Source organism: Bacteroides sp. OM05-12 (assembly GCF_003438995.1).
Taxonomy (GTDB): Bacteria; Bacteroidota; Bacteroidia; order Bacteroidales; family Bacteroidaceae; genus Bacteroides.
Map to the genome: position 1 here is coordinate 303,409 of NZ_QSUN01000002.1, position 22,292 is coordinate 325,700.

The window sequence follows — 22,292 nt, forward strand, 5'->3', positions numbered from 1 at the left end:
TAGGATTTTATTCTTATGACAACCAATTTATCTAGATATATATTATATGTGATATTAGCAATTATAGCTATTCCTTCACAAAATGTTTTAGCCGGTACTAGAAAAGCATTAGAAAAGAAAGAGCGTTATAAAATTGCTGTTTGTGATTGGATGATTCTTAAACGCCAGAAAATTGGTGCTTTTCAATTGGCAAAAGAGTTGGGTTGTGATGGCTTGGAGTTAGATATGGGTAGTTTGGGAAAAAGAGACTCTTTTGATAATAAATTGCGGGAAGTGTATTTTCAAGAACTGTTCAAAGAAAAAGCATTAGAAAATAATATTGAGATATCATCAATTGCCATGTCCGGTTTTTATGGGCAGTCATTTGTAACAAGACCAAATTATAAGGACTTAGTTCAAGATTGCTTGAACACAATGAAAGTCATGGGAGTAAAAGTTGCTTTTTTACCGTTGGGATTTGGTGGTGATTTAAAAAATAATCCGGAAATTCGTCCGGAATTAGTTGCCCGTTTAAGAGTAGTGGGGGATATGGCGGAAAAAGATGGAGTAGTAATCGGTATTGAAACTTCTTTGACTGCTAAGGAAGAAATAGAACTATTGAAAGAGATTGATTCGCCCGGCATAAAGATATATTTTAAATTTCAAAATGCTCTTGAAGCAGGGAGAAACCTATACAAAGAGTTAAAAATACTAGGTAAAGAACGTATTTGCCAAATTCATTGTACAGACACGGATGGAGTGACTTTACCTTACAATGATCGTTTGGATATGAAGAAAGTTAAAAAAATATTGGATAAGATGAGATGGAAAGGTTGGCTTGTTGTAGAGCGTTCCAGAAATAAAGATGATGTCAGGAACGTAAAAAAGAATTTTGGAGAGAATGTAACTTATTTAAAAAATATATTTCAAAAGTAAATATGCCTTTAATTATTAATTCTATGGATCAGAAAAGGAGCAAGAAACGGTTTATGCATGAAACTAATTTGCGTAAACCACTTTGTGCTGCTTTGATTCTATGTTCGTGTTTAATTGCATCTCCTACAGTAACTTGGGCTGCAGATGGTGTGGAAACAACCCAGAATGTGAATCAACAGCAAATAACTGTAAAAGGTACAGTTGTAGATGTAAATGGTGAACCGATTATTGGAGCCAGTATTGCAGCAAAAGGAGGTACTACAGGAACGATAACTGATATTGATGGAAACTTCTCATTGTCAATACCTGCGAATACTCAACTTGTAGTCTCTTTTATTGGTTATGAACGTCAATTTATTACTCCGAAAGCAGGACAATCTTTGAAGATTGTATTAAAAGAAGACACTGAAGTTTTGGATGAAGTTGTAGTTGTTGGTTATGGTACGGTAAAACGCGCGAATTTGACAGGAGCAGTATCAAGCGTTAAAATGAAAGATTTGGAAGATATCCCTGCGACGAACTTGGCTTCTGTACTGATGGGAGCTATGCCGGGTGTGTCAATTGGTGAAGCTACGGGTAATCCATTGGGGACACCAACCTTAAAAATTCGTACAAGTGGCTCTTGGAATGCAGAACCTCCTTTGTATGTTATTGATGGATTTATTCGGGATGCAGATGCTTTTAATGCTTTGGACCCTTCTGAAGTAGATAATATTTCAATATTGAAAGATGCTCAAGCTGCAGTTTATGGTGTACGTGGCGCTGGTGGTGTTGTATTGGTTACTACTAAAAAAGGAAAAGAAGGTAAAACTCGGATTAATTATTCCGGTTCTTATGGATTTTCGCAAGGAGTGAAAATGCCAGAGATGATGAGTGCCTATGAACAAGGGGTAGCTATGAATGACATGTATAAAGATGAAATGTTGGTTGCTGAACCTGTCGAAGGTCATATTCGCTTTAGTGATGCAGAATTAGAAACATTGAAAGGGCTAAATTATAATTGGTTGGACGAAGCTTGGAAGAATGCTCAGAATACTCGTCATACGTTGAATGTTTCCGGAGGTAGTGATAAAATAAGCTATTTTATTGGTGGTTCTTATATGTGGGCAGATGGTAATTTTGCAAATTTGAATACAAATAAGTTTAATGTTAGAAGTGGTTTGGATGTGAATTTTACAAAAGAGTTGAAAGGTAGTTTTTCTGTAAATTATTCAACACGTTCTTCTGAAATGCCATTGAATGAGAAAGATGCAGAGCCGGACCGAATGTATGGTACTTTTAGTAATTTGGTGCGTATGCCACGTTGGTATCCCTCTTATCTTGATGGAAAACCAGTTGGTAATGGAGTATCTTCTACAGGTTCTCATCCTCTTGAGATTCTTCGTTCTGGTTCTCAAAAAAATACACGTTCTGATGATATTTCTATTGGAGCAAGATTGGACTATGATATTAAATGGGTGAAGGGACTGAAGGTCGGTTTATCGTTTAATTATAATAGGACTTCTTCTTCAAGTAAGCAAATTGCTAAATCTTATAATGTTTACAATTTCATTGGGATGGAATCAAGTTTGTATATTCCGACAAATGTACTTAATGAGGATAATCCTTCTACCCTCTTTACAAATGCAGAAAAATATGAAGCCGGATCTAATTTTGCTTTTGGATATCAGTTGAATCCGTCTATATCTTATAGTCGAACATTTGGAAAACATGATGTTAGTGTTATGGCCGTGTACGAGCAGTCAAGAACAGGTGGAAACTCAATGTCCGTATCTAAAAGTGATATGGAGATTGATGGATGGGACTCTATGGAGGCTTTCAAAACATATTCAACTGGAGCTGCATCTCCTAATACGGAAGATCGTCGTCAATCATATATTGCTCGTTTGAATTATTCATATGGTGATCGTTATTTTGTTGAGGCAGCAGCGCGCTATGAAGCGTCTACAAATTTTGCTCCCGGTCATCGTTGGGGATTTTTTCCTTCTGTATCTTTAGGCTGGAAGATTTCTGAAGAATCTTGGTTTAAAGATAATGTGAATTTTATGGATAATTTGAAATTGCGTGCTTCTTATGGACGTTTAGGTAACGACAAAGCCGTTTTGGGGCAGTGGCGTGAATTTTACGAAAGTGTAGGTTATAAATATGCACTTGGGACAGATGTTCCTGTTTTAGGAATACGCCCTAAATTGGAAGGACTGGTTTATATTTTGTCAACGTGGGAAAAAACTGATAATTTTAATGCTGGCGTTGATATGCGTTTTTTGAATTGTTTGAATTTTAGTGTAGATGGCTTTTTTAAGCATACCTTTGATATTCTTGATGATGCAAAAAGTACTTTTCCTCAATCTTCAGGTGTTAGTGGTAATACTCCGAAGTTGAATTATGGTATTCAAAATGCTTGGGGAATTGAATTAGAATTAGGTTATCAAAAACAGTTGAATAAAGATTGGGGGATAACGGCAAAGGCTAATTGGTCATGGAATTCAAGCAAAGTTATTCGTAAATATCAGAATCCAGGTATAATAGGCACTTGGCGAGATGAAAATGGTAGAGTTAGAGGTGGAGAAACGGGCTATCATTGTTTAGGAATTGCTCGTACTTGGGAAGATGTAGAAAATTACAAGAGCTATTTACGTAGTCATTTGAGTGATCCGAATGGAATAATAAAAGTTGGAAATATATTGGAAGAAAATTTCGCTCCGGGTATGTTAATGTTTGAAGATTTGGGTAGCCCTTCTTATGTTGATGAAAATGGCGTGAGACATGATGGAAAACCTGATGGTATAATTACTGATGATGATACGCGTTATATTAGTAAATATAGTACTCCTCCTTATACGTATGGAATAACATTGGGCTTTTCTTGGAAAGATTTGAAAGTAGAAGCTTTATTGAATGGTTCATTTGGGAATGATGTTATTTTTGATAAAGGATTTTATACCGATGCTTCAGGGGGAAAGCGTAGCGGAGATTTCCTTTCTGCAACTTCAAATCAGTTGAAAGAATGGTATGGTAATTATTGTACTTTAGTACAGAATGGAGATGGTACGATTGCTTTAGCTAATCAAAATGCAAAATATCCTCGTTTAGATAATTATTCCGGTCGTTCTTTGCGTTCTGATTTTTGGATGCGAGATGGACATACATTGCGTTTGCGTAATTTAAATATATCTTATAGCATTCCAAGACAATTTGTTAAGAAGATAGGGTTAGAGCAATTGCGTGTATTCTTTACTGGTACCAATCTTTGGACAATTATTAATCCCTATCCGTATAAAGATGCAAGTGTAGGATATTGGTCTGATTATCCTCAGATTAGAACATTTAATTTTGGTATAAACATCAGCTTATAATAAAATATATGAAATCATTAAATAAAATAATCCTGCTGTGCGTTGTTGTACCGATATTTAGCGCATGCAGTGACTTTTTGGATGTGAAAGATGAATCTGCGATTAACCCTGCAATTTGGGATTCTTATAAATCTTCGACACTTTATGTAAATAATGTATATAATGCTTGTATGCCTACATTTGGAGGTGATAATATTACAGGGACACTTACATCTTCAGGTCTTAGTGATGAGGCGGTTGGGTCTGATACTCCTGATATGCTTTTAGGTTCTTTGAACCTAGGTTCTGTTTCTGCTTTTTCTGCTCTGAACTATCAAGCAATCCGCTATATTAATATCGGGTTGAATAATATGAAAAATTCAGCGTTGCGAGGTGAAGAAAGGAATAATATCTTGGGGCAATTTTATTTCTTTCGTGCTTTTCAACATTGGAAAATGATAGTAATGCATGGGGGAGTACCTTATATGAAAGATGTGGTGGGTTATGATAGTTCAGATGACTTATTGAATGCAAAACGTAATACTACATCTGAATGTATCCAGTTTATCAAAGAAGACTTAAATTTAGCAATGGAATATCTTCCTAGTAAGTGGTTAGGTGCGGATGCTGGTCGTGTAACAAAAGCTTCAGCAGCAGCTTTCTTAGGTCGTGTACTCACATTCTATGCGAGTCCACAGTTTAATCCAACTCAAGATATTGAACGTTGGGAAGATGCTTATCGTGCAAATTTGAAGGCTGATAGTATCTGCTTGGCAGATGGTGTAAAATTGATGGATATCACTACTCCTCAAACGAGTTCTTGGCCTGTTGCTACTGATCTGAATAAGATTTTTACAACGGAAAATAATGTTGAGGTTTTATTAGTTAGAAAGTATACTGTTACAGGTGAAAATTTAACTCATAAGTATGAGCAAAGTGTGCGTCCGGAGAATTTAACTGGCACAAAGCAGATTCCTTCTAATTTGCCGTCTTGGAATTTAGTGGCAGCTTTTCCTATGAATGATGGTTCTGTTTATACGGGAGATAGAAAAGATATAGATTATTGGAAAGATCGTGATCCTCGTTTTTATTCTACTATTGTTTATAATGGATGTACTTATTTAGGAGCAAGGCAGTGGACTTATAGTTCTGGTGAGTCGACAAGCTATGCGACATCTACAGGATTTTATTGCCGTAAAATGGTGAATCCGGAGATTACGACTTTAGATAAGACACCTACGGATTGGGTTGAAATGCGTTATGCTGAAGTATTACTTAATTTGGCAGAATGTGCAATTATGACTAATAATAAAGAGAAAGGGTATGACTGCCTTAAACAATTACGTAAGAGGGCAGGTATCGCAGCAGGTGTCGATGGTAGTTATGGTATTACGTCTTATGAGGCAGCTGGATATACACCAATTGAAATTGTTATGAATGAACGTTTTATTGAATTAGCGTTTGAAAATAAACGTTTCTATGATTTACGTCGTTGGAATATGTTTTCATCAGATTTAGGTCCTAAAACTCCAAAATTTAATGGACAGTATATGAGTGGGTGGAAATCTAAGGTTAGCTTTAATACTTTAAATCCTGATAAAATAAGTATTACAAAGTTTAAAGAGATAAGAGATGAGATTAGTATGGATGACTTGAGTAAATATATGAAGATTGCTCAAGCAGCAATTCCTCCTAAAGCAATGCCTATAAATTATTTGTGTGTTCCAACTGAAGAGGAGTTAAGAGCTACAACAGCGGGAAATTATAATTTCTTTGATATTCCAGATGGAATTCTAACTCGTAGTTTAGCTGTCAAGCAGAATTACGGTTGGCCAAGAGGAGAGTTTAACCCGTTTGAATAATTATTAGTAACTTAATGGAATAACGGGGTGAATTTTATTTACCTTGTTATTCGGTTTTAATTTATTTGCTATGAAATATACATGTATTACTTTTTTGTTATTTATTATTTCATTGGGAATGTCAGTAAATGTTTATTCTCAAGAACCTTTTCGTTGCATTGTTGCAACTGATGGGACTGGAACACATACATCAATTCAGGCTGCAATAGATGCGTGTCCGGATAATGAACGTTCTTTGATTTTTGTTAAAAACGGTTTGTATGAAGAACGTGTATCCATTGGCTCAAAAGATGTAGAATCAAGCAAAATGATAAGCTTGATCGGAGAAAGTGCAGAAGGAGTAGTTATATCTTCTAATGGTCATCGGGCTGATAACGGACTCACTTTTTATGATATTGTTACATTTCAAGTGTATGCAAAAGATTTTTATGCTGAGAACCTGACTATTCAAAATACTGCAGGTAATGTAGGGCAAGCAGAGGCTTTGTTTACCGGGAATGATAAACAAACTTTCAAGAATTGTCGTATTCTAGGATTTCAGGATACTTTCCGTTCTAAAAAAGGAACTCGTTCTTATTTTAAAGATTGTTGGATAGAAGGAGCTGTTGATTTTATTTACGCCGGTGGAATTATTTTCTTTGACGACTGTAGCATCCATCATGTAAGAGGCGGATATGTTGCAGCTCCGGAAGATTGTTTTGCTTCAATACCAAAATCAAAGACTGCGTGTGGAAAGGTTTTAAAATTAGGATTTATTTTTCGTAATTGTGATTTAACTGCAAATGATGATGTTAAAGACCAATGTTATTTAGGACGTCCGTGGAGTGAAAACTCCGGTATTTTTTATTTAAATTGTAAGTTAGGATCGCATATTACGGCTAAAGGCTGGCAGGAATGGGGAGGAAATGAAACTACAGCCTGTTTTGCAGAATATAATAGTATGGATGCCGAAGGTAATCTATTAGACGTAAGTCAACGTGCATCTTGGAGTTTCCAATTGCCTAAAGAGGATGCTGAGAACTTATTAACACCAGAATATGTATATGATAGAGCTAAAGCAAATGATCCTTATGATCCTGTATCTTTGTGTGTTGCACCTCAGGAACCGGGTTTCTTGACTGTTTCCAATAAAGCCTTAACATGGGGAACCGTTAACGGTGCTGTAGGTTATATTGTTTTGAAGGGTGATAAGCTTATCGCTATAACTACGAAAACAACTTATACTGATGAAACTGATGGTGAAGGTAAGTATAGTGTTAAAACAATAGATGAGATGGGTAGACTAAGTACAGCCCGTTTGGAGGGAACTGTTTCATCTATGGAGGATATGGCTGTTTCTCAATGGAATGTTAAAGTAGACGGTAAAAATATTAGTTGGAATGGAAATGCTAAAGCTGAATTATTTACTTTGAATGGGGTATGTATTGCTTTCTCTTCGTTCCAAGATTCATTTGTAGTGGAAGCTAATAATGGGATTTATATCTTGAAACTGACAGATGAACAAAATGATAGTTATTTTCAGAAAATAGTGATACAATAAAAAAGAAGAGATTATGATTAAATTATTTAAAAAACTAACATTAGCAGTTGCTTTATTACTATGCGCTAATGGACTTTCTGCTCAGACTCTTGCATTTCCTACAGCAGAAGGATTTGGTAAATTTTCAAAAGGAGGTCGTGGTGGACAAGTTGTTACTGTAACGACTTTAGAAGATGATTCGATAGGAAATATTCAGGGTTCTTTGCGTTGGGCATTGGCACAGTATCCTAATGAACCTTTAACTGTTGTTTTCGGAGTATCCGGGCGTATTGAGTTGAAACAAGAATTGCGTGTCAAACGTGATGGATTGACCCTTGCGGGACAAACGGCTCCGGGAGATGGAATTTGTATTAGTGGGAATAAAGTTAACTTGGGAGGATCTAAGAATTTTATTATACGTCATCTTCGTTTCAGAACGGGGCAGTTTGATGCTGCGGGAAATGTAGTTGCTCAGAATGCTTTAGGTGCAGAGAATTGTGAAAACTTTATTATCGACCATTGTACGTTCGGCTGGTCTGTAGAAGAAAATATCAATACTTTTGATGACAAATTCCATACAGTACAATGGTGTATTATTCATGAAGGACTATATAATGCGGGTCATTCAAAGGGCGCACGTGGATATGGAATGCAATGGGGGGGATCTCAGGCAACCTATCATCATAATTTGTTGGCAAATAACAGCTCTCGTAGTTGCCGTTTTAACGGAGCTCGTAATACGGATCTTATTGTTTTCATTGAATATATTAATAATGTGAATTTTAACTGGGGAAGATCAAATTCTGTTTATGGAGGAGAGAATACCGGAAATAAGAAATATTCGGTGCATGAATGTAACATGTTGAATAATTATTATAAGCCGGGACCGGCACTTGGTACAGGAAAACAATATTTCGTTTGTCCTTCTTACGCCAGAGAGGATGCTGTTTCTAGAGGACCTTCAAAGTGGCATTTGAGTGGGAATGTAATGGAAGGTAATCCGGAAGTTACGGCAAATAATTGGCAAGGAGTAAGGAGTGAGGACTCTGGGTATACAATGGAAGAAATAAAGGTTGATACAATTATTATCCCTATTGAACGCCACCCATCTTATCCGTTTGATTATAAAACATATTCTTATTTGAATTATGAGAGTGCTGAGGATGCTTATCAATCTGTATTGACTTCAGCAGGTGCTTTCCCACGTGATGCTGTAGACGCACGTGTTGTCGATGAAGTGAGAACCGGTAATTGTCAGTATGGAAACAATGGTATATTAGATACTCCGGATCAGGCTGGTGGATATCCGAACTACAAGACAGAAGGGGGAATCACTGATGCCGATAATGATGGAATGGATGATGCATGGGAGTCGGCTAATGGTTTAGACCCGACGAATGCTGATGACCGCAATTGGGTGAATGAGGAAGGATATACGGCACTAGAAGCCTATTTGAATGGATTGGTAGGAGAAGAAACTTCTTTGAATTTTGCAGCTAATGGTATACAGTCCCATGATGCTAAGGAACTTTTAGTACAGGTTTGGGTAGATAGTGATAGATTGAATTTATCGTCTTCAGAACCAGTGAAAAAGGTTTCTATATATAATCTTATTGGTGTAAAAGTATTAGTAGATAATAATGTTAATTCTGCAATAGATATTGCATCATTAGCTCCTGGTAATTATATTTTAGTAGCCAATGAAGGCACAGATCAGATTGTAAAGACAGTTAAATTTATAAAGAAATAAAATAAGAAGTGCTCGTTCTCATTTTTTTAGATGGGAATGAGTACATCTTTTTTTTATCTGCGTCATATTATAAAATTGAATCGTTTAATTAAAAAATAGAAAATCATGAAAGATGTTACTAAATTGTTTTTAGTGTCTGCAATGGCTGCTTTTTCAATAAATGCGGCAGGACAGTGTGATTACCAAACTCCCAATGGAACTTGGGGAAATTCTGATTGGTATAAAATTATTGATATTGATGCTGAACAGTTAACAGATCCTTCTTTGCCTAAATTTACAGGAGAAGATGGCAAATCGAATGCTGCTGATACTGATTTTTCAAATGGAACGTTTGAAACTCCTCTTTTACTAAATGGTGAACCTAGTGGAAAAACTACTACTGTAACTTATCATATGTGTGCATTTGCTCCTACAATGTATAATAGCGCCTATACTAAAAAAGTAGAATGGGGAGAAGATCCTAGTGGTAAGAATAATCCATGTTCATTAAATGATAATACGGTATATCAAAATATACTTTGGGATAAGCCGGGTTTTATCGAATTGTCTCGTATGCCGGCATCTGCTGAAGCTCCGGAGGTGAGTCGTCACGGATATATTGAGATAAATAATATTCCTGCTGTTGAACGTGTTCAGTGGGCTTATTCATCTACTGCTTGGGGACGTGGAGTTAAAATGGATGTTAAAGTGGGAGATGGTGAATGGCAAGAACTGCATTATGAAGTTAGTGACTTGAAAACAGTAGATTGGTATAATTATACGACTTTTTCAGAACAAGGCTATACATTTGAGGAACTAATTGGCTTAGAGGGTGAACCGGATCAGTTGATTTCTTTGCGTTGGAGAATATGGGATGGCACTGATGGCGAAGGTATTACTACTAGTGAGATTGATCCAGCTACGGGTGAACCTAAAATATGGTATAAACCTGTTGATCCATTAGCACAATGGCAAACTGTACGTATTCATCAGATAAAGATTTTCTCAGGTGTTGATGGTGGTAGTGCCAATAGTATAGATTCAGAAAAAGCAGAGATGTTCTATATTACAAGATCAGGTGATGAACTTAGCCTGACCGCCAATGCTAATATTGAAATTTATTCCGTTGGTGGAAATGTTGTAAAACAAGAATATGGTAACGGAATTAGTTTGGCTGGTTTACCAAAAGGCGTTTATGTTGTTAAAGCAACTGCTGACAACGGTGTTGTAAAAAACATGAAAGTAGCTTTATAATATTAGTATAAAGTATATGATACTGAAAAGCTACCATTAGGTAGCTTTTTTTAGTTTTGTCATACGGTCGATTGTTTACAAACGATAGGAGTTTGTAAACAATCGACCGTATCTTTGTCTATAACCGTATTGATGTCTTTTTAATAACTCTGGTGATTTCTAAAAAACATCGGGGTGTTTGTGGAAAATATCAAAGTTGAATTTTGTAGACTTTCCGAAGTGCTTATACTTGGCTGAACTCTTATTCCTTTGGTGGAAAATCATTTTTTTGATGAAAATATCCATTAAAAATAGAAATATTCTCTTTTATCTTTCAATCTTTCAGTTTTATTGTATCTTATTGATTATCAATTAGTAATACTGAACCTTTCATTTTGAAAAGATTCAGCCGAAAAGTAATAAAATAACTCTCTGTTTATACCCCTATCCTTTAACTGAAAGATTCGATCTTTCAGTATAATATGCAATAAATCAGATGGAAATGGTTAAGACTGAAAGATGAACTTATTTGCGATAAACTACAATAAGGTGTATCCGTTTTTATATTTTTAATGTGTGGAGCTAAAGGCTTATTATCAGAAGATTATTATAAAAATAATGAGTACAGAATAAATGAGATTTCGTCTCTATATAAAGTGAATTTAATTTAAAATGTTTGTTTAATTTTAAACTTGTAATAATATGAAGAAACAAATTTTACTTGCGGTTGCATTGTGTGGTATGATGTTTACTGCAAATGCACAGATTGAACCCAATAAAGCAGACGAGGCTTTTGGTTATCAGACTAAAATTCCATTGGATAATGGAGATTATCAATTTCTAATGCATTTTAATACTACAAAAAACTATCATGAGAAAATAAAAGCAAATCCTAAAGGTATTTATTCTGCTTCTGTTGGTTTGGATAAAACAACTTTAGATCCGTTCTTTTCTAATGACTGTAAGAGTCAGAATCAAGGACAACAAATACAGGTAGTGCGTTTTAGAGATGTAACAGATTTAATGGATTCTTTGAGTGTTGCAGATCCGACGGAAGGAAAGAATAAAGCGGCATCTGTACTGTTGGATGTACCCGGTACTGATGCTAAAGATCAAGTCTATGCTTATTGGGGAGGTATGGGAGGTAAAAATAAAGTTATCTCATTTGGGATAAAACTTCAGGACGCATTTCAGACTATTAAATCTGATTTGAGTTTTGATATAGTGACTTTACATCCGGGAACTACTGGTAAGGCTGCTGCTTATAAAATGTTACTTGTTTTAGATAATATAACTTATCCTTATATTACAAAAGATGCTGCGGATAATGAAATTATGATGTTAGATACTATAACTAGCTCTAGTAACAAAAATAGTATCTTTAATAAAGAGACTTATATCGCTACAAATGTTTATACTACTAGTAGCACAACCGGAGAAATTAATCGTCAGACAATTAATGTAACAGAACTTTTAGGTATTAGTCAGTCAAAGATAATGAATAAAAAAGTTAGTGTGATCCTTTATGCACCTGCTACTACTGACGCAAGCTCTGATGTATTTGAACCGATTATCGGTATTGACAATATTACCGGTGTTTATGAAGCTACTTCATGGGTTTCTCCTGACGGAGCAATTGAAAATGCTACTTTGAAACAAGATGTAGATGTGAAGAAAGACGAGGAATCTCCTATTGTTTTCAATATTCAAGGTAAACAAGGAACAAGTATAACTATTCAGACGGGTGGTGATACAGAAATGAAAAATAAAACAGATTATTATTTCAAAGAAGCAGGTGAAAACGGTTCTGTGAAAGCGAAAGATGAAAATGGAGAATATACAATTGATGTACCTTATTCTTATAGCTTTAAAGAAGGAGATGGAAATATCCTTAAAATAACGGATGCGAATTATGTAAATGCAGAATTGCAAGTTACTTTATTTGCTAAAGTTACTACAAAGAAGAGTTCTTATCAATTGGAAATCAATAATGGATGTCGTTTTTATCTTGACTTTAATGTAAATGTAACGGCTCCTGCTTGGACACTTCCTACAGGTGCAACTGAAGGTAAAACCATTTCACAGAATGCTGAAGTGAAGAAATCACAAGAGTCTCCTATCGTTTTTGCTCTTCAAGGTCAATATGGAGAAAAGATCACAATCCAAACCGATGATGATGCTACAATGAAAGCGAATACAGGTTATTATTTCAAGAATAACGGTTGTGTGAAAGCAAAAGATAGTGAAGGTAATTATACAATTGATGTACCTTACACTTATAATTACTCTGCAGAAAATGGTAATGTATTGGAGATAACGGAGGCAGATTATGTAAATGCGGAATTGCAAGTTACTTTATTTGCAAATCTTCCTACTACAGAGGCAAGCAATTATAAATTAGCTATCAATAATGGTTGTAACTTCTTTATGAACTTTGCCGTAACAGTAACAGCTCCTGCTTGGATACTTCCTGAGGGTGCAACTGAAGGTGCAACAATATCACAAAATGCAGAAGTAAAACAGTCAGAGGAATCTTCTATAATTATTGCTCTTCAAGGTCAATATGGAGAAAAGATTACAATCCAAACAGGAGATGATGCTTCAATGAAAGCAAATGAAGGTTATTATTTCAAGAATAGCGGTTGTGTGAAGGCGAAAGATGGTGAAGGTAATTATACAGTTGATGTACCTTATACTTATAATTATTCTGCAGAAAATGGTAATGTTTTGGAAATAACAGATGAAAATTATGTAAATGCAGAACTGCAAGTTACTTTATATACAAATCTGCCTGAAGCAGGAACAAGTAACTATCAATTAGTTGTAAATAATGGTTGCAGTTTCTTTATGAATTTTGCTGTTACAGTGACGGCAAAGACTCCGGACAATATAAATACTGTAGATACGAATAAAGCACTTGTTTATGCTACAGAAGGAACAATTGTTGTAGAGAATGCTATTGAGAATGTTATTATTACTAATATAATGGGACAAACTATTGCAACAGTTTCTGCTGAAGAAGCAGCTAATGGAATTTCAGTTGCTGCAAACATTTATCTTGTTAAAACCGGTAATACTGTAAGTAAGGTATTAGTTAAATAATATACCTGTTGAATAAATAGGAGAATGAGAGTGTGCCACTTATGCATACTCTCATTTTCATTTTCATTCTATATTAAAATAGAGAAATGACATTATGAGAAATCTTTTATTCTTATTAGCCTTATTCATATTACCTAATATGAATGCTCAGTTGTCTTCTATTATAAAGGTTGATTTTGATATGAATGGCAGGCCGGAAACGGAAGTACATGAATCTGGCTATTATGCATGGCCTGTGGTTGAATGCAAAGTAGAGACAAAAATAATTGAAGGTATAGAATTCACTATTGCCAATGGAGCTAATTCTTCTGGTAGTTCTTTAAAATCTCATTGGTATAAAGCTGGAATTCAGGCACCTAATTATGCACGTTTAGTATGTGATGGACTTACTGTGAAAGATGGAGAACGTGGTGGTGAAATTAGATTGACAATTAAAGGATTGGAACCGGGAAAGCATACGTTACTTACTTATCATAATACGTTGGATAGCCCGGACGACAAGACTTTTAGTGACATTAATATTTATGTGAATGGAGAACTGATTGTGGAGAATTTATCTCCGACTAATCGGGCTCTTTCTACTTATGATGCACAAAGTGCATATATATCATTTGAGGCTAAAAAAGATACTCCGGTTGATTTTCTGTTTGCTCCTGATTATAATTCTAAGGCATCTTCTTTAAATGTAATTATAAATGGTTTCTCATTGGATGAACCTAATATAGTGAGGCAGGCTAAATCTCCATTGCCTGCGAATATGGATTATCATACAAATGCGGACGATGGTAGCTGCATTTTAAGTTGGGTTGCGGCCGAGAATGCTGTTGCGCATGAGATCTATTTTGGTACGGATTTAGATTTGGTTACAAATGCAGATAAAAATTCTGTTTCTTGTTATAAAGGAAGCCAATCTATAACAGAATTTCCTGTTACCAATCTTTATAGCATGAATACCTATTATTGGCGTGTTGATGAAGTTGAAGCGGATGGGACAATTACTAAAGGAGAGGTATGGAGTTTTATGCCTCGGCATTTGGCTTTTCCTGAAGCGGAAGGATATGGACGCTTTGCTCGTGGTGGTCGTGGTGGAAAAGTTATTTATGTTACGAACTTGAATGATAATGGGCCGGGTAGTCTGCGTGAGGCTATAACCAATAATGTTGGTGCTCGTACAATTTTATTTGCCGTATCGGGAATTATTTCTTTGGAAGATCGTTTGACATTAGCTCATTCTAATATAACAATTGCCGGGCAAACGTCTCCTGGGAAAGGAATATGTGTAAAAGGAGCTCCTTTTGGCTTTAGCGGTGTTACAGATGGGATTATGCGTTTTATCCGTGTGCGTGTAGGTTCAGGAAGGACTTTTGATGCTTCTGGAATGAATGGCGCAGAGCATTGTATCTTCGATCATAATTCTTTTAGCTGGGCTATAGATGAAGTTTTTAGTTCTCGTTCGGGGAAGAACTTTACTTTGCAGAAAACGATGCTGGCAGAAGCGTTGAATGTCGCCGGACATAAAAATTATCCGGCAGGAAAAGAACATGGTTTTGCTGCAAGTATCGGAGGAGATATAGGTAGTTTTCATCATAATCTGTTAGCTCATTGCTATGGTCGTAACTGGAGTTTGGCCGGTGGGCTAGATGGAACAGGAGCCTATGCCGGAAGATTGGACATTTTCAATAATGTAGTGTATAATTGGGGTGGTCGGGCTACAGATGGTGGAGCTTATGAAGTTAATTTTGTGAATAATTATTATAAAAAAGGTGCCGGAACAAAACAACTTTATTTATTAAATGCCCAATTGGAAGGTGCTGGGACAGGTTCTCAAAGTTATTTTTATTCCGGCAATGTTATGACAGAACCGAATGGAGAAGTGGTCTATGATGGGACAAATAATAAAGAAGGAAGAACATATACATTGAGTGGCGGACAGGTATTGAATTGGGATGTTTGGGTGAACGAGCCTTTTTTTGAATCCCATGCAAAGATAGAATCGGCTTCAGATGCTTACAAAAGTGTTCTTTCTGATGTTGGTTGTACTTTACCTATTTTTGATGATCATGATGTACGTGTCATTACGGAAACTTTGGACGGGACCTATTCTTGCGTTGGTAGTAAATCTGGTAAACCCGGTTTTCCTGATTCCCAAGAAGATGTTGGCGGTTATGAAGATTATCCTGAAATAACAATCAATTTAGATGAGTTCGATACAGATAGAGACGGACTTCCTAATTGGTGGGAAGAGATGTTTGGATTAAATCCGAATTCACCGGAGGGTGATTTCTCTGATTCAAATGCTGATGATAATATGGACGGATATACAAATCTAGAGGAATATTTGCACTGGATGGCGACACCGCACTATGAGGTTAATCCCGGAGAGACTGTTGAAGTCGATTTAGCACAATATACTCGTGGATTTGAAAAGAATCCTGTTTATACAGTCGCTAAAATGGATAATGCTACAGCACCAATAGAGGGTAGCGTAATGAAAGTAACTCCCGAATCAAGTTTTGGAGGAATAATCTATGTCGATTTTACTGTTACAGATGCAGAGGGGTCTTCTTTGACAAGAAGTATAGGTGTAAAAGTTGGAAATCATTCGTCTGGTGTTGACTCTGTTCTAGAAGAAAAACAATATGCGGTTAATGTTTATCCTAATCCGGTAGCTGATTATTTATATATTTCAAGTAGAATTGCCGGAGATGCCGGTATCCAGTTAATGAATGCTTATGGAAATCAGGTATTGACAAATGTGTTGAATATTTCCGGAAATGTGGCGTGTAAACTTGATGTCTCATCTTTGCCAATGGGTGTATATTTCTTAAAGATACAATTAGGAGACTCATGCAAAACAGTAAAGTTTATAAAGAAATAGTAGCTTATTGAGTCTAATTTAAGATAACAATTTTTATATGGAGACAGCTTTTTAAAAGTCTGCCTCCATTTTTTTAGTTAGCTATTTTATTCTATTTTTGATTCTTGAATGAGTACATGTGAGTAAACAAGACGTCTTTTCTGTACAATAAGGTATAGTGATGAACTTAAATAATTTTTTATAATGAAAAAGAAAACAGTCAGTAGTATTTGTTTGGCGATAATGATGGGAACTACATCTGTCGTTTATGCGCAGTATCCCCAGCTAACACAGGAGGCTAAAGATGCTTATACAAAGATGATAACGGAAGAACGTCGCCTCTCGGATGAAGCTTGGGCAAAAGCATTACCCATTGTTGAGAAAGAGGCCAGAGAGGGACGTCCGTATATTCCATGGGCTTCGCGTCCTTATGATCTGCCTCAAGCTAAAATTCCGTCTTTCCCTGGTGCTGAAGGTGGCGGTATGTATAGCTTCGGAGGTCGTGGCGGAAAGGTGATAACTGTTACTAATCTGAATGATCGTGGTCCGGGCTCATTCCGTGAGGCTTGTGAGACAGGTGGTGCGCGTATTATCGTGTTTAATGTTTCAGGTATTATACGCTTGAAATCTCCGATTATCGTTCGTGCTCCTTATGTTACGATTGCAGGACAGACTGCACCGGGTGATGGTGTTTGTATTGCGGGGGAATCTTTTTGGGTGGATACACATGATGTAGTCGTTCGTCATATGCGTTTCCGTAGAGGTGAAACCAATGTTTATCACCGTGATGACTCTTTTGGTGGTAACCCGATTGGAAATATCATGATAGACCATTGTTCTTGTTCATGGGGATTGGATGAGAATATTTCTTTCTATCGTCATATGTATGATCCGAGTGAAGGACAATATGAGACAAGATCGGAGAAATACCCGACTGTAAATGTAACCATTCAGAATACAATTTCTGCGAAAGCTCTGGATACTTACAATCATGCCTTTGGTAGTACATTAGGTGGAGAGAACTGTGCTTTCATGCGTAACTTATGGGCAAGTAATGCAGGACGTAATCCCTCTATCGGTTGGAACGGTATTTTCAACTTTGTAAATAATGTCGTGTTTAACTGGGTACACCGTTCTTCGGATGGTGGTGACTATACAGCTATGTTCAATATGATTAACAATTACTACAAGCCGGGACCTGCTACTCCGAAAGATACAAACGTAGGACATCGTATCTTGAAACCGGAATCAGGTCGTAGCAAACTGGATCATAAAGTTTATGGTCGTGTATTTGCGGATGGTAACATCATGGAAGGCTATCCGGAAATAACTAAGGATAATTGGAATGGCGGTATTCAAATTGAAGAACAGCCGAATACAGACGGATATACTGAGTATATGCGTACCAATGAGCCGTTTGTTATGCCTTATATTAATATAATGTCGGCAAATGATGCGTATGATTATGTCTTGAAGTATGCAGGGGCAACTATTCCTTGTCGTGATATTGTAGACGAACGTGTTATCGAAGAGGTTAAAACAGGACAACCTTATTATGAAAAGAAACTTCCGAAAGATGCTTATGGCAATAAGTGGGGATTGGCTCCAAAATCACAAGATGAAGACGGATATTTTAAATATCGTCGTTTACCGAAGGATTCTTATAAACAAGGTATCATAACTGATATTCGTCAGATGGGCGGTTATCCGGAATATAAAGGAACCCCGTATGTGGATTCGGATAATGACGGTATGCCGGATGAATGGGAGATTGCAAATGGTTTGAACCCGAATGATCCGAGTGATGCGAACAAAGATTGTACCGGTGACGGATATACGAATATTGAGAAATATATCAATGGAATCAGCACTAAGAACAAGATTGATTGGACTGATTTGAAGAACAATTATGATACGTTGGCTGAAAAAGGTAAATTAATGTGATAGAAAGATGATGGATAATCGATTTATTAAAATGATAGGATTGACAGTATGGGTAACCATACTGTCTGTCTTTTCAGTTGAAGCTGTGGAGCTGGATTCTTTAAACAGAAATCCTGAATACGTAAACGCAATCGTGCAGCGTTCGGAGAAGATTGTTGAGAAATTAGGTGTTACCGACCGGAATGTATGCAATGAGGTAACAAAGATTATTGCTAACCGTTATTTTGAATTGAATGATATCTATGAGAAAAGGGATGCTTTCATAAAAACAGCGAAAGAAACACTTCAGGGTGAGGCAAAAGAGAATGCGATAAAGTCTGCCCGTGATGCTGCCGATGCTGCTCTTTATCGTTCACATTTTGCTTTTCCGGCGGATCTTTCTTTATGGATTACGGATAAGCAGGTTGAGGCGGTAAAAGACGGAATGACGTATGGAGTTGTTAAAGTGACTTATGAAGCTACGCTTGATATGATTCCTACCCTCAAAGAAGAAGAAAAGGCACAGATATATGCTTGGTTGGTTGAAGCCCGCGAGTTTGCGATGGATGCAGAAAACTCCAAAAAGAAACATGAGGCATTTGGCAAGTATAAAGGACGTATTAATAACTACCTTTCCAAAAGAGGATATGATTTGACGAAAGAAAGGGAGGAATGGGCAAAACGCGTTAAAGCCAGAGGAGGCACATTGTAAAATTCAGGAAAGTCTTTTTTAACTTGATTATTTGATTAAATATATTTAGAGAACAGCAGATTGGGATATTCGATCTGCTGTTTTTTGTGAGTACATATTTATTTTTATGCCGTCCTCTTTATAGAAGATTAACTTTTAGATTGTATTTATGAAAACTTTTGCATTGTCTAAATTATTCGGGTGTATGTTTATATACCTTTATTGCCTGGGTGCTTTTTCTCAGGATTTTGATTACCCCACAGCTATACAAAATATACCTGCTTTTCCTACGGCGGAAGGTTTTGGAAAGTTCGCAACGGGAGGTCGTGGCGGTAAAGTGGTAACAGTTACTACATTGGAAGATGACACATTAAATACCTCTCCTGGAAGTTTACGGTGGGCTGTAAATCAATATCCGAATGAGCCGATAACAATAGTTTTTAATGTAAGCGGACATATTCGATTGAAAAAAATATTATCAATACGGCGTACAGCGGGAGTAACTATTGCCGGGCAAACAGCCCCAGGAGAAGGGATCTGTATAAGCGGACATAAAGTGTTGTTAGGCTTTTCCGAGAATATGATTATTCGTAATATGCGTTTTCGTTGTGGTATTGGTACGGATGAAACCGGATCAGCGGTAGGAGATCAAACTTTAGGAGCCGAAAATATAGCGAATGTTATTATTGACCACTGTTCATTGGGATGGTCGGGTGAAGAAATGTCTACCACCAGTGACTCGCATTTTATAACATTGCAGCATTGTATTGTCCATGAAGGGCTTTTTAGGGCCGGACATCACAAAGGAGATCGTGGCTATGGAATCTGTTTCGGAGGATCCCAAGCCACTATGCATCATTGTTTACTTGCACATAACAATGCCCGTACTCCACGTTTTAGTGGTGCGCAGAGCACAGACTATGTGGCGTATGTGGAATATATAAACAATGTAAACTATAACTATATCAATGCGGCTCATGGAGGAGAGATTAATGTTTCCAATACCAAATATCATCAAAGTGAAACAAATTTTGTGGGGAATTATTATAAACCCGGTCCTGCAACTTTGATTTATAAACCCGATAAAAAGAAATGGAACTTCTTTAACCAAACGGTAGATGCGCCGAGTATGGGGAAAACGATTGATATTCCCAAATGGTATTTTGCGGGTAATGTAATGGAAGGTAGCGATGAATTGACGAAAGATAACTGGAAAGGGGTTACAATTGATAATACTGACTATTATACAATATCGGAAATGAGAGTGGATACTTTTATTCAACCGGTTAATTTCTTCCGTAAATATAAATTTGATTGGAAAGCATATACGATGCATGATAACATAGAAAGTGCGGAAAAAGCATTTCAAACGGTTCTAGCTAAAGTTGGTTGTGTGAACAGAGATTCTATAGAACGCCGCATTATTCGTGAAACGAAAGATGGAACTGCTACGTTTGGGGGTGTTAAAGGTGCAGGATTGGGTATCATTGATGATCCTACTAACGTAGAGGGTGGAATTGGTTATATTGATTATCCATCTTATACACCACGTGGAGGAAATTATGATACGGATGGTGATGGCATGCCGGATGAATGGGAAATATTAAAAGGATTGGATCCGAATAATTCAGAAGATCGCAATTATGTTACTCCGGAAGGTTATACGGCTTTGGAAGTTTATCTTTGTTCTCTGATGGGAGAGAATATAGAAGGCGAATTATCAGAGCCGACTTCCATAAAAGAATCTCATCCGATGAATTTTGAATATGAGATAAAAGATAATGTTTTGATATTGAATAGTGAGCGACCTTTGGTTGGTCTACATATTTTTGATATGCAAGGCAGGTGCTGCATAATGGAGAAATTATCAGGTAATTACCATCATGTAAATCTTTCCCGGCTTTTTGATGGAACTTATATATTATGGGTTGTTGATACGGAAGGATATCGTAGCGCAGTGAAGTTTCAGAAATAATTCTTGTTAAAATACAAAGTGATGGCATTGATGAGTACATAGCCCGGATTTTCCCGTCTTTATTATAAAAGTAATAGGTTTGTTTAGTTATTAGGTTAGTTAATGACGGTTTCGAAAGTTGTAATCTTTCGAAACCGTTTTCTTTTATGTTGATGGGTACATTTTGTATCTATTTCCGTCTCTCTATAAGATTTAGAATAAAAAATATAATATTACTTCTTCAAATGATAGGAATAGGGAAATTATTAGTGGGAGTTTGCATGGTATTACTGTTCTCCTGCCAGACAGAAAAGGAGTTTTATGTATCCACTTCTTTTCATGAACCGGCTGATGAAGGGCTTCGCTTTATTTATAGCAAAGATGGTATACATTGGGATAGTATTGCCGGAACATGGCTAAAGCCTGAGGTAGGTACGCAGAAAATAATGCGTGATCCTTCTATTGTGCGTTCTGCGGATGGAACGTATCATTTGGTTTGGACTTCCAGTTGGAAAGGAGATCAAGGTTTTGGTTATGCCAACTCAAAGGATTTGATTCATTGGTCGGAAGAAAAGTTTATTCCCGTTATGGAACATGACAGTACGGCTGTTAATGTTTGGGCACCTGAATTGTTTTATGATGATGAAAAAGATGAGTTTATAGTAATATGGGCATCGTGTGTACCGTTTAAATTTGAGAAAGGTATAGAGGATGAGTATAATAACCATCGTCTGTATTATATTACGACAAAAGATTTTAATACCATATCCGATACGAAACTTTATTATGATCCCGGATATAGCTCTATCGATGCCGTATTGGTGAAACGTGCGGTTAAAGATTATGTGTTGGTGGTGAAAGACAATACCCGTAATTGCCGTGATATAAAAGTAGCTTTCGGAGAATCTCCTACCGGACCTTTCGGACCAACATCGGAGGCTTTTACTCCTGAGTTCTGTGAAGGTCCTACGGTTGCCAAAGTCGGGGATGAATATTATATTTATTATGATGCTTATCGTGAGAAGAAATTTGGAGCAATGAAGACGAAAGATTTTATAAGTTTCACGGATGAAACGGATAACATAAGTATGCCGGAAGGACATAAGCATGGCACAATCTTTAAAGCACCGGCTTTTGTTGTTGCAAATCTGATTAGGAATCAAAATAAATAA

Annotated in this window: 12 protein-coding genes; all 12 read left to right on the forward strand. The window is 36.6% G+C overall.

The window, feature by feature from the left end; translation table 11 throughout:
• The first annotated feature begins 15 nt into the window (after nt 1-15).
• The 12 genes from DXB63_RS02970 (at nt 16) to DXB63_RS03025 (ending at nt 22,292) form a co-directional block, all read left to right on the forward strand.
• Nucleotides 16-915 carry a sugar phosphate isomerase/epimerase family protein gene (locus tag DXB63_RS02970; RefSeq protein WP_122124893.1) on the forward strand — a complete coding sequence of 300 codons (900 nt, stop codon included), beginning with the start codon at nt 16-18 and terminating at the stop codon, nt 913-915.
• 23 nt (nt 916-938) lie between these two features.
• On the forward strand, nt 939-4,271 hold the full coding sequence (locus DXB63_RS02975) for a TonB-dependent receptor (protein WP_122124990.1): 3,333 nt from the start codon (nt 939-941) through the stop codon (nt 4,269-4,271).
• Between the two features lie 8 nt (nt 4,272-4,279).
• Nucleotides 4,280-6,112, forward strand: a complete 1,833-nt coding sequence (locus DXB63_RS02980; RefSeq protein ID WP_122124894.1) for a RagB/SusD family nutrient uptake outer membrane protein — start codon at nt 4,280-4,282, stop codon at nt 6,110-6,112.
• Between the two features lie 70 nt (nt 6,113-6,182).
• Complete coding sequence (locus DXB63_RS02985) at nt 6,183-7,652, forward strand: pectinesterase family protein (RefSeq protein ID WP_122124895.1); 1,470 nt, start codon at nt 6,183-6,185, stop codon at nt 7,650-7,652.
• Nucleotides 7,653-7,665: 13 nt separating this feature from the next.
• Nucleotides 7,666-9,381, forward strand: coding sequence for a T9SS type A sorting domain-containing protein (locus DXB63_RS02990; RefSeq protein WP_122124896.1), 1,716 nt, complete (start codon nt 7,666-7,668; stop codon nt 9,379-9,381).
• A gap of 141 nt (nt 9,382-9,522) precedes the next feature.
• Nucleotides 9,523-10,614 (forward strand): T9SS type A sorting domain-containing protein, encoded by a 1,092-nt coding sequence (locus DXB63_RS02995; RefSeq protein WP_158563626.1) that lies wholly within the window; start codon nt 9,523-9,525, stop codon nt 10,612-10,614.
• 681 nt (nt 10,615-11,295) lie between these two features.
• Nucleotides 11,296-13,695 carry a hypothetical protein gene (locus DXB63_RS03000; RefSeq protein WP_122124898.1) on the forward strand — a complete coding sequence of 800 codons (2,400 nt, stop codon included), beginning with the start codon at nt 11,296-11,298 and terminating at the stop codon, nt 13,693-13,695.
• A 94-nt stretch (nt 13,696-13,789) separates the two neighbouring features.
• Entirely contained in the window at nt 13,790-16,573 is a 2,784-nt protein-coding gene (locus DXB63_RS03005) for a T9SS type A sorting domain-containing protein (protein WP_122124899.1), read from the forward strand.
• A 183-nt stretch (nt 16,574-16,756) separates the two neighbouring features.
• Nucleotides 16,757-18,496: a thrombospondin type 3 repeat-containing protein gene (locus DXB63_RS03010; protein WP_122124900.1), complete on the forward strand. Its 1,740-nt coding sequence runs from the start codon at nt 16,757-16,759 to the stop codon at nt 18,494-18,496.
• A gap of 31 nt (nt 18,497-18,527) precedes the next feature.
• Entirely contained in the window at nt 18,528-19,187 is a 660-nt protein-coding gene (locus DXB63_RS03015) for a DUF3826 domain-containing protein (protein WP_122124901.1), read from the forward strand.
• A 184-nt stretch (nt 19,188-19,371) separates the two neighbouring features.
• Complete coding sequence (locus DXB63_RS03020) at nt 19,372-21,141, forward strand: pectate lyase (RefSeq protein WP_122348076.1); 1,770 nt, start codon at nt 19,372-19,374, stop codon at nt 21,139-21,141.
• Between the two features lie 224 nt (nt 21,142-21,365).
• On the forward strand, nt 21,366-22,292 hold the full coding sequence (locus DXB63_RS03025) for a glycoside hydrolase family 43 protein (protein ID WP_122124991.1): 927 nt from the start codon (nt 21,366-21,368) through the stop codon (nt 22,290-22,292).

Bases quoted from the DNA above. Each gene is read 5' to 3' on its own strand.
- DXB63_RS02970 (WP_122124893.1), top strand. From the start codon at position 16: ATGACAACCAATTTATCTAGATATATATTATATGTGATATTAGCAATT.
- DXB63_RS03015 (WP_122124901.1), top strand. From the start codon at position 18,528: ATGATAGGATTGACAGTATGGGTAACCATACTGTCTGTCTTTTCAGTT.
- DXB63_RS02975 (WP_122124990.1), top strand. From the start codon at position 939: ATGGATCAGAAAAGGAGCAAGAAACGGTTTATGCATGAAACTAATTTG.
- DXB63_RS03010 (WP_122124900.1), top strand. From the start codon at position 16,757: ATGAAAAAGAAAACAGTCAGTAGTATTTGTTTGGCGATAATGATGGGA.
- DXB63_RS02995 (WP_158563626.1), top strand. From the start codon at position 9,523: ATGGCTGCTTTTTCAATAAATGCGGCAGGACAGTGTGATTACCAAACT.
- DXB63_RS03025 (WP_122124991.1), top strand. From the start codon at position 21,366: ATGATAGGAATAGGGAAATTATTAGTGGGAGTTTGCATGGTATTACTG.
- DXB63_RS03020 (WP_122348076.1), top strand. From the start codon at position 19,372: ATGTTTATATACCTTTATTGCCTGGGTGCTTTTTCTCAGGATTTTGAT.
- DXB63_RS02980 (WP_122124894.1), top strand. From the start codon at position 4,280: ATGAAATCATTAAATAAAATAATCCTGCTGTGCGTTGTTGTACCGATA.
- DXB63_RS03000 (WP_122124898.1), top strand. From the start codon at position 11,296: ATGAAGAAACAAATTTTACTTGCGGTTGCATTGTGTGGTATGATGTTT.
- DXB63_RS02985 (WP_122124895.1), top strand. From the start codon at position 6,183: ATGAAATATACATGTATTACTTTTTTGTTATTTATTATTTCATTGGGA.
- DXB63_RS02990 (WP_122124896.1), top strand. From the start codon at position 7,666: ATGATTAAATTATTTAAAAAACTAACATTAGCAGTTGCTTTATTACTA.
- DXB63_RS03005 (WP_122124899.1), top strand. From the start codon at position 13,790: ATGAGAAATCTTTTATTCTTATTAGCCTTATTCATATTACCTAATATG.